Raw genomic sequence first — 12,607 nt, 5'->3', positions numbered from 1 at the left:
TCAACTCGCTTCGGACACCTTCTTCGGCGGCGGCGCGGGCAGCATGGCGTACAGATCACGTTCCAGTTCGGCACGGGCCTCGGCGATCTTGGCGGCGTCCCCACCGGCGGCCAGCGCGGGCACCGTGATGCTGAAGACGTCGATCACCACCGACCCCAGTGTGGTGACCTTCGCCCAGTTGATGTCCAGGCCGTCGCGTTCGATGACGGCGGTCAGCCGGGACAGCAGACCGGGCCGGTCGGTCGCGCGGACCTGGACGAAGAACTCACCGGGGGCGCCGCCGTCGGTCCACAGGATGCGCGGCGGGGCGATGGTGTGGTTGACCGGCACCGAGGCCGGGGTCTCCCCCGCCCGGTGCGGAGCGGCGGCCGCGCTTTCCAGGTCGCGGCGCTCGAGGGTCTCGATGACGTCGAGCTGACCGTCCAGGGCGAGGATGAACTGCTGGCGCAGCAGTTCGGCGGCCGGTGGTGTCCCGAAATGCGGTGAGACCGCGAAGGTGTTGATGGCCACGCCGTCGCGGCTGTTGACCGAGGCCGAGTGCACCCGAAGGGCATTGAGCGCCAGCACACCCGCCGCCTTGGACAGCAGACCGCGTCGATCCGGCGCGATCATCGTGACGTTGTGGATGTGCGGGCCTTCGCCGGGCACCATCTCGACGTGAACCACCCCGCCGGCGGCCAACTCCAGGTAGCGGGGGTCGATGGGGTCCGGTGTGGGCAACGGTTCCCCGGCCATCACCAGCCGGCACCGGCGCACCAGATCGCCGATGAGCGAGGACTTCCAATCACCCCAGACCCCGGGACCGGTGGCCAGCGAGTCCGCCTCGGCCAGCACGTGTAGCAGTTCCAGCAGCTGGTAGTCGCCGCCGAGGGCATCGACCACGGTGGCAATGGTCTTGGGATCCTGTAAGTCTCGGCGGGTGGCGGTGTCGGGCAACAGCAGGTGGTAGCGCACGATCTTCGACAGCACCTCGACATCGGAGGGCCACAGGCCCAGCCGGGTGCCGATCTGGGTGGCCAGTTCGGCGCCGATGACGCTGTGATCGCCACCGCGCCCCTTGCCGATGTCGTGCACCAGCGCACCGAGCACCAGCAGGTCAGGCCGAGACACGCGGGTGGTGAATGCGCTTGCCCGGGAGACGGTTTCGACCAGATGACGGTCGACGGTCCAGATGTGCACGACATCGCGGGGCGGCAGGTCGCGCACCGCTCCCCACTCGGGGAACAACCGGCCCCACAGCCCGGTGCGGTCCAGTGCCTCCACGGTGTTCACCGCCGCCGGCCCCGCCGACAGCAGCACCAGCAGGTCCTTGAGCGCCTCGCGCGGCCACGGGGTGCGCAGTTCGGGTGCGGCTCCGGCCAACCGGCTCAGTGTGGACGCGGCGATCGGCAGCGCAGTGGTGGCCGAGGCGGCGGCCACCCGCAGGATCAGGCCCGGATCGCGTTCGGGTTTCGCGTCGCGAGCCAGGATCACCTCACCGTTGAACTCGATGACGCCCTCGTCCAGCGGTCTGCGGGCGGGGCGGCGCAATGCGGCAAATCCGCGGCGCGGCAGGGCATTCCCCGCGGTGCGGATGCCGGCGTCGACGTAGTAGCTGATGGTGCGGGCCGCATCGGAGATGGTGCGGGCCAGATCGAAGCGGTCCCCGATGCGCAGGGCCGCGCCGATCTCGTCGGCGTACTGGGCCAGCACCTGTTCGCGGCCCCGCTTGGAGACGCGGTGCAGTTCGGTGCGGACGTTGAGCAGCGACAGGTGTGCCTCGCCGAGGGTGCCGGTGGGTGAGGCCAGCAGCCGGCTCGGGTAGACGTCCGCGAGTTGGGCGATGGCCAGGCCGTTGAGCAGCTGCACGTCGCGCAGGCCGCCGCGGCCGTTCTTGAGGTCGGGTTCGGCGCGGTGCGCGATCTGCCCGCTGCGCTCCCAGCGGGCCTGGGTGTGCGCGACGAGTTCCTCGTAGCGCGAAGCGATTCCGATCCGCCACTGGCGTCGCGCGCCGCCGGTCAGCAGCGCGGACAGTTCGGCGTCCCCGGCGATGTGGCGGGCATCGAGCATGGCCATTCCGGCGGAGATGTCCTCACCGGCCACCTTCAGCGCCTCGGGGACGGTGCGCACGCTGTGGTCGATGTGGATGTTGGCATCCCACAGCGGGTACCAGAGCAGTTCGGCGACCCGGCTGACGGCCTCGGCCGGCATGTTGTCGTGCAACAGCATGAGATCCAGGTCGGAGTACGGCAGCAGCTCGCCTCGACCCAGGCCACCGGTGGCGACGATGGCGAACCCGCTGGTGGCGGTGATCCCGATCTCGGCTGCCTTGGTGGACAACCAGAATTCGTTGAGATCCAGCAGCGCGTCCCGGAGTGCGGCCGAATCCAGTTGCTTGCCACCGACGTCGAGCAGTTGCTTGGACGCCTTGGCCAGATCGGTGGCCGGACGCGGCGATCCCGCTGCCGGCGCTTCCCATCGGGAAGCGCCGGCAGCGGGATCTGGTGTCTGATCAGTCATTTCGGTCCTCCCCCGGCCCTACATTCGAACGGTCATATTTGGCCGGGAAACGACCCTTGAACTGGCTAGAGCGCGTCGACTCCCCGCTCACCGGTGCGCACGCGCACGACGGTCTCCACGGGGCTCACCCACACCTTGCCGTCACCGATCTTTCCGGTGCGGGCCGCCTGCACGATGACGTCCACCACCTTGTCCACGGCGGAGTCGTCGACGACGACCTCGACACGGACCTTCGGCACGAAGTCCACCGAGTATTCGGCGCCCCGGTAGACCTCGGTGTGCCCCTTCTGGCGTCCGTAGCCCTGCACCTCGCTGACGGTCATTCCGAGGATGCCCGTCTGCTCCAGGCCCGTCTTGACGTCTTCGAGAGTGAACGGTTTGACGATCGCAGTGATCAGTTTCATTTAGTCGATTCCTTCCAGGACTCAGTCAATTGTTCCCGATCATGCGAGTTCATAAGCGGTTTCTGCGTGCTCGGTCTCATCGATACCGGTGTCTTCGTCTTCCTTGCTGACTCGCCAGCCTAGTGGCTTGACCGCGAAGGCGATGATGGTCGTGAGCACGGCGGTGAACAGCAGCGCCACCCCGGCGATCACGATCTGGACGACCAGCTGCTTGTAGTCGCCGCCGACGAACAGGCCGGCGTCGGTGGCGAAGAAGCCCAGCGCGACGGTGCCCCACAGGCCGGCAACGAGGTGCACGCCGACGACGTCGAGCGAATCGTCGTAGCCGAACTTGTACTTCAGGCCGATTGCCAAGGCCGACAACACACCCGCGATCGCACCGACGACCAGCGACCAGACCGGGGTCAGGTTGCCACAGGCCGGGGTGATGGCGACCAGACCGGCGACCACACCGGAAGCGGCACCCACGCTGGTGGCGTGGCCGTCACGCAGACGCTCCACGATCAGCCAGCCGAGCATCGCGGCGGCGGTGGCGGCGGTGGTGTTGACCCAGACCAGACCGGCCAGCATGTCGGCGCCACCCTCGGAGCCGACGTTGAAGCCGAACCAGCCGAACCACAGGATCGCGGCACCGAGCATCACGAACGGGATGTTGTGCGGACGGAAAGCGGTCTTGCCGAAGCCGACCCGCTTACCCAGCAGCAGCGCGAGAACCAGTGCGGCCATACCGGCGTTGATGTGAACGACTGTGCCACCGGCGAAGTCGATGGGTGCGACGTTGGCCGCACCTTCCTCGTCGACACCGAACAGCTTGGCCGCCAGGCCCTGGTCGCTGGCCGAGAGCAGGCCACCGCCCCAGACCATGTGCGACAGCGGGAAGTACACGATGGTGACCCAGAGGCCGCCGAAGACCAGCCAGGTGCCGAACTTCATGCGCTCGGCGACCGCGCCGCTGATCAGCGCGACGGTGATGACGGCGAAGGTCAGCTGGAAGGCGACCCAGACGATGGCCGGAACGGTGCCGAAGCCGCCGTAGACGAAGGTCTCGACGCCGTCGATCTCGCGGACCTCGGCGAGCTGGTTCACGCCGAACAACGCGAACGGGCTGTCGAAGAACAGCCCGGGCTGCTCACCGGTGTGTCCCGCGGAGAAGGACATCGAGTAGCCCCACAGCACATAGATGACGCTGACCACGCCCAGCGAGCCGAACGACATCATCATCATGTTCAGCACGGACTTCTGCCGTGACAGACCACCGTAGAAGAAGGCGAGGCCGGGCGTCATGAACAACACCAGGGCTGCCGAGATGAGGACCCAGGCGGTGTTACCGGTGTCCAATCCATCCGGGCCGAACGGCAGGAAACTATCGTCCGGCAAAGCCGTGACGACGTCGCTTAAGGCAAAGACCACTTTGTGTGAACCTCCTCGGGATTTCGCCGATGAATCGGCCTCCCGAAGAGACTCTTTTGCGCGCGTTTCATCCGTGGTTCACAGATGTTTCGCGCGCGTGAACGGATTGGCCTTGTCTGTTACACGTGTGTTTCTGCGTTGCCAAACGGCTATCCGAGGAGCGCATCGACGAATGCGGCGGGCTCGAACGGCGCCAGATCGTCGGGTCCTTCGCCGAGCCCGACCAGCTTCACCGGGACACCGAGCTCCTGCTGAATGCGGAAAACGATACCGCCCTTGGCAGTGCCGTCGAGCTTGGTGAGCACCACTCCGGTGATGGCGACAACCTCGGCGAACACCTTGGCCTGCGGCAGGCTGTTCTGCCCGATGGTGGCGTCCAGGACGAGCAGCACCTCGTCGACCTTGGCGCGCTTCTCCACGACACGTTTGACCTTGCCGAGCTCGTCCATCAGGCCGGTTTTGGTGTGCAGGCGTCCGGCGGTGTCGATGACGACGACGTCGGCGCCGTTCTGGATGCCCTTGTCGACGGCGTCGAATGCGACCGAGGCGGGGTCGGCGCCCTCGGGGCCGCGGACGGTGTCGGCGCCGACGCGGGAACCCCAGCTCTGCAGCTGATCGGCGGCGGCGGCGCGGAAGGTGTCCGCGGCGCCCAGCACGACGCGGCGCCCGTCGGCGACCAGGACGCGGGCCAGCTTGCCGACGGTGGTGGTCTTGCCGGTGCCGTTGACGCCGACGACCAGCAGGACCGAGGGCTTGTCATCGTGCGGCAGCGCACGGATGGAGCGGTCCAGGTCGGGGCGCAGCTCGGAGATCAGCACCTCCTTGAGCACCGTGCGGGCGTCGGCCTCGGTGCGCACGGAGGCGCTGGCCATCTTGGCGCGCAGCGCGGCGATGACGTTCTGGGTGACGACCGGTCCGAGGTCGGCGATCAGCAGGGTGTCCTCGATCTCCTCCCAGGACTCCTCGTCGAGGTCGCCGCCGCCGAGCAGGCCGAGCACGCCGCGGCCCAGGGTGCTCTGCGATTTGGCCAGGCGCCCGCGCAGGCGTTCCAGCCGGCCCTCGGCCGGGGCGATCGCCTCGATCTCGGGGGTTGCGACCGGTTCGGGCTCGGGAGTGGGCTCCGGCTCGGGGGTCGGCTCCGGGGTGGGCTCCGGGGTCGGCTCCGGGGTCGGCTCCGGCTTGGGCGGCTCGACGACGGGCGGCTCGGGCAGTTTGACTTCGGCGATGGTGCGCTTGGGGGCGTCGCGCGGCACGGCGGCGTCGTCGCCCACCCCGGGCAGCCCGGTGGGGTCGACCTTCTCGGCCTCCGTGGTGTCCGGCCCGCTGAACGTGATGCCCGATGAGGCCTTATAGCCACCCGACTTGTCGATCTGAGTGGTGGTGTCCGGCGCGGACAGGGAGATCCGCCGCTTGCGGTAGCGCACCAGCCCGACGACCAGCGCGGTGACAAGCAGGACGGCTACGACCGCAATCGCGATCCATAAGGCATCTGACACCCGGCCATTGTCTCAGGCGACACTGGCTGCCATGTTCGAGCACCTGGTCGCCGTGCGCATTCCACTCGGCATCTCATCGAGGCGAGGCGTCCGGATGTGGCAGTCTCGGGCTGGTGACCATCGGCCCCGGTTTCGATGACCGCATTCAGGTGCGCAAGCGGCGTCACATCGATGTCTGCCTGTCCGAGGCCGTCCAGTATCAGACCGTCACCACGGGCCTGGAGCGCTACCGGCTGCCCTACAACGCGCTGACCCAGACCAGCCTGGCCGGCATCGACCTGGGCACGGAGTTTCTGGGGGTGCCGTTGCAGGCGCCGGTGCTGATCGGTGCGATGACCGGCGGGTCGGAGCTCTCGGGCACCATCAACCGCAATCTGGCCACCGCGGCGCAGGCGCTGGGTGTGGGCATGATGTTGGGTTCGCAGCGGGTGATGCTCGGCGAGGAGTCGCTGCCCAGCTTCCAGGTGCGGGAGGTCGCACCCGATGTGTTGCTGGTAGGCAATATCGGGCTGGCCCAACTGAACCGTGCAATGGTGCCCGAACTGCGCCGCGCCCTGGCAACTGTGGACGCCAATGCCCTTGCGGTGCATACCAATCCGCTACAGGAGGCGGTGCAGTACCAGGGTGACACCGATTTCACCGGGTCGCTGGCCCGACTGCGCGAGGTGATCGACACAGTCGGGTATCCGGTGCTGCTCAAGGAGGTCGGGCATGGGATCGGGGCGGCCGCGGCGAGGTCGTTGACCGATGTCGGGGTGGCCGCGGTCGACGTGGCTGGTGCCGGCGGGACGTCGTGGGCGCGGGTGGAGCAGTTCGTGCGCTACGGCGGGATCACCGATCTGGGCCTGGCCGAGTGGGGCCTGCCGACGGCGCAGGCGCTGGTCGAGGTGCGTTCGGCGCTACCGAGGGTGCCGCTGGTGGCCTCCGGCGGGATCCGCACCGGGATGGACGCGGCGAAGGCGATCGCGCTGGGCGCCGATGTGGTGGCGGTGGCGCATCCGCTGCTGGTGCCGGCCATCGAGTCGGCGGCGGCCGTTCAGGAATGGTTGGAGCGCTTCATTTCTGAGCTGCGGGTCTGTCTGCACGGGTGCGGGACGCCCGATCTGGCGGCGTTGCGTGCCGTGGGTGTCGACCCGGTTAGAGCACGCTAGAAGGGCGGGTCGCTGTCGCTCTCTGCGAGTTCGAGGGCGCGTTCGAGTTGGTTGCGTGCGCGTTCGGTGTTGATGCGCTGGGCGCGGTCTTGGGCGCGGGTGCGTTGTCGGGCCGGCATCTTGGTGTCGCGGTCGGTGTCGTCGATGAGGCTGATCGCCCGTTTTCGGGGGATCGGTGTGTCAATGTTCCAGTGCGGGAACAGGATTGCCGCCCCGGGGGCTTTCTGGTAGCTGTGCCCGGTGGGCGCAGTCCAGTGGATGCTGCCGTCGGGTTTCGCGGCCGGTTCCCAACCACCGAAAGTCTTGACCAAATGGTGCAGACGGCACAGCGGCCCGAGGTTGCCCGGATGGGTGGCTCCCGCCGGCCACGGCGTCAGGTGGTCGAGGTCGCAGCGGTGTGCGGCCCGGTTGCAGCCGGGGAAGCTGCAGGTCATGGCCCGCATGCGGACGAACGCGGTCAGCGCGGCCGACGGCCGGTACTGCCGTTCGGCGGGCAGGTCAGCGATCTCCGATAGCGGCTTCACGGTGGCGCCGCCGGCGACGAGCTCGGCCAGCATGGCGGCCGGGATGATGTCGCCATCGAGCATCACCCCGGGGCCGGGATTGCAGGCCGCGGGAGTCGCGGGGCAGGCGTTGGCCGCAGCCGCGGCGGGCGCCGCGGGTTCGGTGCGGGCAGCCGGCGCGTCGGGTTCGGACTCCGCGGCCGGTGTCTGCGGCTCGCGCTCGGGCGCAGCGGGTTCGGATTCCGCGGCCGGTGTCTGCTCCTCTTTCTCTGGCGCAGCCTCGGTCGCGGCGGGCTCGGAGTCCGGAGTGCCCGCACCACCCGGCGCGGTCTGCCGCAGGGTGTCCTCACCCGCGGCCGGCACCTGGTCGGTCAGCGCATAGATGGTGATCGCGCCGGCGCGCGGATCCTTCCCGCTGCCCGCACAGCCGGCATCCCCGCACTCACAGGCCAGGCGTTCCAGGGCCGGGCCGACCACACCCAACGCGGCCAGGGCGGCGGCACGCAGTTCGCCGCGGCGGCGGGGATCATTGGTGCAGACGGTGTCGGCGAGGTCGTTGAGGCGCTGTTCGAGGATCTTCTTGTCGGTAATCCGCAGCCGCCCCCAGAACGAGGCCACCCCGTTCGGGTCATCCTTGTCGTCGAATTCGACGTAGAGATCTTTGGCGGCCCGCCGGGAGCGCACCACGGCTTCGGGGTCGAACTTCTCCACCCACAGATCCACCGCGCCGATCAGTTGCTTCTCCGAATGCGCCCCATACTCGCCCGCTTCGCCGGAGATGGCGGTGTCGATCAACACCAGCGCGTCCTCGTCGACGACCAGATGCGTGCGCCAAGTGATCGCATCGATCACCGTCGCCGAGATCGCACCGGTGGCGAACAGGGCCGCGGTGCGGGGTAGCCGGTCACGCAACGCTTGGGCGATGCGCATCTGCTTGGACGCCGCGTACGGATTCAGGTTGCAGGCCGCCGCGACCGCGGCTTGGGCCCACGCCCAGCCATCGATCACCTGATGGGCAACGGTGTCGTCCTCGTCGTCACACTGGCGGGCGACCACTTCGCCGATCAATGCCAGCCGCGCCGCGGCCGCCATAGCCTCAGTCTTGGTCATGGTCGTGACCGCGCAGATGAGCGCCTCATCGCTCAACCCGGCGAGTGCGACCCGATCCAAAACCTCGAACATATGTGCGATACTACCGGCGGGGTCGGACATTGACAGCAGGATTTTCCAGGCTGTGGATAACTGATTTGAGGCCGACAAAGGCAGCGGGCCAGCGGGGCCAACGCCGCCGGGAACCCGCCCCCCACATTGCCTCGAGACGATCCAGGTTCAGAGCCAGAGGTAGAGCGCGGACAGCAGCGCCCACATCCCGAGGCAATACGCCTCGAACGCAGCCCGCAACGGAATCGGGGCGTGCCGCAGCTCCATGAAGTCCAGGCCAACGAGGCGCACCTTGATCGCGGCGATGCCCAGGACCAGGACGGCGACCAGGGAGCCGGTGCCGTGTTCGGCGCCGACGGCCCAGGACACGATCGTCGCGGCGACCAGGAACAACCAGCTGGCGCCGGCGCGGTTCTTCAGCAGGTTGAGGACGATCATCAGCTCACCAGGTAGAGCAGCGCGAACAGGAAGATCCACAGCAGGTCGACCAGGTGCCAGAAGCAAGCGGCGCCCTCGACGAGTGCGGTGCGGGTGTCGCCGAGTTCGGCTCGCCGAGTTTGGGTAAGGACGAAGGACAGCGCGCCGAGGCCGAGGCACACATGGAACAGGTGTAGCCCGGTGAGGATGAAGTAGTACAGGTAGAAGTCGTTGGCGCCCGGGCCGTGCCCGGCGATGCCCAACGAGGTGTATTCGTAGACCTTGAGTGCGATGAACAGGATGCCGAAGGCCATCGCCGCGGCGGTGGCCTTGGTGGCGAGCCGGCCCTGGCCCGCGCGCATCGCGTTGAGAGCGAGTACCACGCAGAGCGAACTCGTAAGCAGCACAAGGGTATTGATGACGCCGATACCGATGTGCAGGGTGGTGCGGGCGGCGTCGAAGATCTCTGGGGCTTTGGCGCGTTCGACGAGGAACGTCACGAAGAAGGCGCCGAAGACGAGCATGTCGCCGAACAGGAAAACCCAGGTGCCGCTTTCGCCGGGGATTCGCTTCTGGTGTGGCGGCGCTGCTGGCGCTGTCACGCGGGCTGCAGGGCCTGTTGTTCGGCCTTGATCGACTTGAGCATCACCGCGGTTGTGGAGAACAGCCACACCACCAGGACGAGACCGGGGATGTAGAAAGCGAAGATACCGTCCCAGGCCAGCGGTCCGTCGTTGAAGACGACCACGACGCAGCCCGGCAGCGACAGCGTCGCGACCCACAGGTTGAGGTAGCCGTACCAGCGCGGAAAGGTCGGTGGGTCGGTCTTGTCGATGAACGCCGCGGCGGCCAAGGTGAGGTTCTGGATGATGATGGTGCCGACGATGCCGATAAACCACAGCCAGAAGACGTCGTTGAGGGCCTGGGTGAGTTCGGCGGAGCGTTCCTCGGGGCGGTAGGCGGCGACGCCGAGGAAGAACTGCGGGAACAGCAGGGCCGGCACGAAGACGGTGGCGGCCATCAGCTGGGTCATCGAGAGCATGCCCCAGTGGCCCTCGACTCGCCGGATGCGCAGGATGATCGCGGCCAGGAACGGCAGTGCGAGGACCGCGCTGAGCAACGCGCCCGAGACGCCGAACCGGATCCAGAGCTTGTGCTCGACGAAGAACGCGGCGATCTCGTCGGGTGAGGATGCCGGTGACAGTGGCGGGAAGAGTTGAGCAATACCGGAAAAGCTTGTGCCGTACAAGATGATCATGATGGTTCCGCACCAGGCGCCGATGCGTTGCAAGGTCAGCTCCACAGGTGGGACGTTACCGTTTGCAATCTCTTGTTTTGACATTTTTGACATAACTTGTAGTGGTACTGCGGTGAAAGAAGTGCACTGGAGTGCGCACCGGCTCACTTAAACTGGCATTCGGGCCATGTGGCTAGCATCGGTTGAGGGATGTTCGACGGCAACGGGGGTGGATCGGTGACGGCGCGCGATTATCAGGGGTGGCGCCAGTGACGAATCCACCGCCACCAGGTAATTGGGGTCCACCGCAGCCGCCCTATGGGCAGGGCCAGCCGCCGTACGGATCCGGCGCGTGGCCTCCGCAGCAGGGCTGGGGCCCGCCGCAGCCGCCAATCAAAAACAACAGCCTGAAGTGGTTGTTGATTGGCGTGGCAGTGCTACTAGTGATTGCCATATCCGTAGGCGCCACACTGCTTTTCACGCGGGATGGCGGGGGCGGGACCACGCAGGCTGCCAACGGAAACCCGCCGGCAGCCGGTGAGATTGCGAGCGCGAACGACACTGGGCCGGTTTCGATCATTACCGAGGATCCGACGTGTGAGCCATGGCGGCCGATTATTAGCACTCTCGCCAATCAGCAGAGACAGGGTTGGGACAAGCGAAACTACGCCGTCCCTAGCTCGTCGTGGAATGCCGCCGACAGACAGCTTCATGAAGCAACCGCAGATGCTATGCGCCGTGCGGCCGACCAAACGCTCGGACTCGCAAAGCTAACGCCGCACCGAATCATGCGTGAATTGTACGAACAATCAGTCGCGTACTGGCGCGCATACGCGGATGCAATTCCAACGTATACACCGATCAACAATTCCTTGGCAGTTACGGCGAGTGACACCTCCGACTCAATCACATCCATCTGCGGGGCCATCGACAATGGCGCTGCAGCAGCTCGGCGACCGCTGGTAAATTCTAGTAACCCCGCTGCAGGCTCGGCGGCCCCGCCTAGGCCCTTAGAATCACCAGAGACCTTTATCGGAGCCTCGGAATCGGAATTCTGCGCTGAATGGTCGCAGCTGGTAAAGAGATTCGAGGCAGACTCGACAGCATGGCGCGAATGGGACGCAACTGACCCGGCAAGTGACTGGACACCGGACCATCGCAACATGATGGAATCTGTATCGCCCATCATGACAGGTTTCGCTGAAGACACCCAAGCCTTGGGGGCGCAAAGCGGCAATGCTTTGGTAGCGGATTTTGCAAGGCTTTCCTCGCAGTATTTCCTAGCCTACGTCCAGGCAATTCCAAGCTACACATCAGCGGACAGCTACCTGTCATCGGTTGGAACGCTCGGATATCTGATGGTCTTCAACGCGTGCGCCGCAGTGGGAAGTTGATGACGGATGGGGTTCGCTAGGCCGACCGGTAGACACACCGATCGGATGCTCATGCCTGGAGGTTGGCCAGACACCGACGAGCAGGAGTTTTTAGACCGCGCGTCTAGACTTACCTCGGTTCTTCAGAACATGACCCACCAGCTAGAAGCGTGGTTACACGAGCAATCTGAGTTATCAGCCGGGAATATATGGTCGGGAAGTGGCGCCAATTCTGGCCTATCTGCAATTCAGCGAATAATCTCGGAGACGACAGGTCAGCAAGCCAATATTGTCAAAGCGATCTCTTGGTTGAGCAGTACTTTTGACACAATATTGGCAACTAAGATTTCTATTTTCAACAGAGTCGTTTCAGCTGAAGCGGAGATCGCTAAACTGGAGGGAACTAGTCTCAATCCTGAAGCTCGCCAGTCAGCGATTGAAGACATCATTCAAGGCGCGCACTCCGCTAACGTGTCCGATGTCGAGAATGCTGCGTCACGCGCTTCATTTCCTGGCGCGACGATGACTGACGAACAGTACAAAACAGCACTGGACCAGCTCACTCGCACTCCCCCGTCAGGTGCAACGCCAGCTCCAAATGCAACCCAGGCACGGTCACCCTCCAATGGCGTCTCCAATATGGCTCCGACTACGACACCGTCTTCAGGCCCCGCAATAGGGCGATCTAGCGAATCTCAGCTTGGAGTTGTCGCCAACCCGCAGGAGCCGGCAGCAGAACAACCGGCCGAACCGGGTCGACAGTCGCCGGCGCCCGCCGATCAAGTGGCCCCGGCCGTCGGTCGGTCAACCGAATCACAGGGAGGGCTGCCAGCAATCCCGCCGAACCCGACGAAGCCGCCGGTCGGAGTGTCGCCACCTCCTGACTTTGGCCGCACCACCCAAGTACAGACAGGGGCGTCAACTACGCCATCAACACCGACACCGACTCCCTCCCT

At 66.0% G+C, this 12,607-nt stretch carries 10 protein-coding genes; 2 read left to right on the top strand and 8 right to left on the bottom strand.

Annotated features, from left to right (window positions below):
• The 4 genes from C6A86_RS10420 to ftsY all read right to left on the bottom strand — a co-directional run bounded on the left by C6A86_RS10420 (window position 1) and on the right by ftsY (window position 5,809).
• Complete coding sequence (locus C6A86_RS10420; RefSeq protein WP_311101106.1) at window positions 1–2,499, bottom strand: [protein-PII] uridylyltransferase; 2,499 nt, start codon at window positions 2,497–2,499, stop codon at window positions 1–3.
• A 65-nt stretch (window positions 2,500–2,564) separates the two neighbouring features.
• Window positions 2,565–2,903, bottom strand: a complete 339-nt coding sequence (locus C6A86_RS10415) for a P-II family nitrogen regulator (RefSeq protein WP_019511304.1) — start codon at window positions 2,901–2,903, stop codon at window positions 2,565–2,567.
• Window positions 2,904–2,942: 39 nt separating this feature from the next.
• A complete protein-coding gene (locus C6A86_RS10410) occupies window positions 2,943–4,187 on the bottom strand; it encodes an ammonium transporter (protein ID WP_233212826.1) in 1,245 nt (414 codons plus the stop codon).
• A gap of 275 nt (window positions 4,188–4,462) precedes the next feature.
• A complete protein-coding gene (gene ftsY / locus C6A86_RS10405) occupies window positions 4,463–5,809 on the bottom strand; it encodes a signal recognition particle-docking protein FtsY (RefSeq protein ID WP_311101105.1) in 1,347 nt (448 codons plus the stop codon).
• Between the two features lie 113 nt (window positions 5,810–5,922).
• On the opposite strand from ftsY, the gene fni reads away from it, so the two are divergent.
• Window positions 5,923–6,960 (top strand): type 2 isopentenyl-diphosphate Delta-isomerase, encoded by a 1,038-nt coding sequence (gene fni / locus C6A86_RS10400; protein WP_105361733.1) that lies wholly within the window; start codon window positions 5,923–5,925, stop codon window positions 6,958–6,960.
• Here fni and C6A86_RS10395 read toward each other — a convergent pair.
• From C6A86_RS10395 to C6A86_RS10380, 4 genes are all read right to left on the bottom strand, one after another.
• Window positions 6,957–8,645: an HNH endonuclease signature motif containing protein gene (locus C6A86_RS10395; RefSeq protein WP_105361732.1), complete on the bottom strand. Its 1,689-nt coding sequence runs from the start codon at window positions 8,643–8,645 to the stop codon at window positions 6,957–6,959. The two genes, fni and C6A86_RS10395, sit on opposite strands and share 4 nt — an antisense overlap.
• Window positions 8,646–8,792: 147 nt before the next feature.
• On the bottom strand, window positions 8,793–9,062 hold the full coding sequence (locus tag C6A86_RS10390; RefSeq protein ID WP_105361731.1) for a cytochrome C oxidase subunit IV family protein: 270 nt from the start codon (window positions 9,060–9,062) through the stop codon (window positions 8,793–8,795).
• Window positions 9,062–9,643, bottom strand: a complete 582-nt coding sequence (locus C6A86_RS10385) for a cytochrome c oxidase subunit 3 (RefSeq protein WP_105361730.1) — start codon at window positions 9,641–9,643, stop codon at window positions 9,062–9,064. The genes C6A86_RS10390 and C6A86_RS10385 overlap by 1 nt, the downstream gene beginning before the upstream one ends.
• Window positions 9,640–10,299, bottom strand: coding sequence for a hypothetical protein (locus C6A86_RS10380; protein ID WP_199196056.1), 660 nt, complete (start codon window positions 10,297–10,299; stop codon window positions 9,640–9,642). The genes C6A86_RS10385 and C6A86_RS10380 overlap by 4 nt, the downstream gene beginning before the upstream one ends.
• Window positions 10,300–11,441: 1,142 nt before the next feature.
• Here C6A86_RS10380 and C6A86_RS10375 point away from each other — a divergent pair.
• Window positions 11,442–11,672: a hypothetical protein gene (locus tag C6A86_RS10375; protein WP_142406878.1), complete on the top strand. Its 231-nt coding sequence runs from the start codon at window positions 11,442–11,444 to the stop codon at window positions 11,670–11,672.
• The last annotated feature ends 935 nt before the right edge of the window (window positions 11,673–12,607 follow it).

Source organism: Mycobacterium sp. ITM-2016-00316 (assembly GCF_002968335.2).
Classification (GTDB): Bacteria; Actinomycetota; Actinomycetes; order Mycobacteriales; family Mycobacteriaceae; genus Mycobacterium.
Note: the sequence above shows the minus strand (reverse complement) of the source record. Positions and strands in the feature narration are given on the sequence as shown.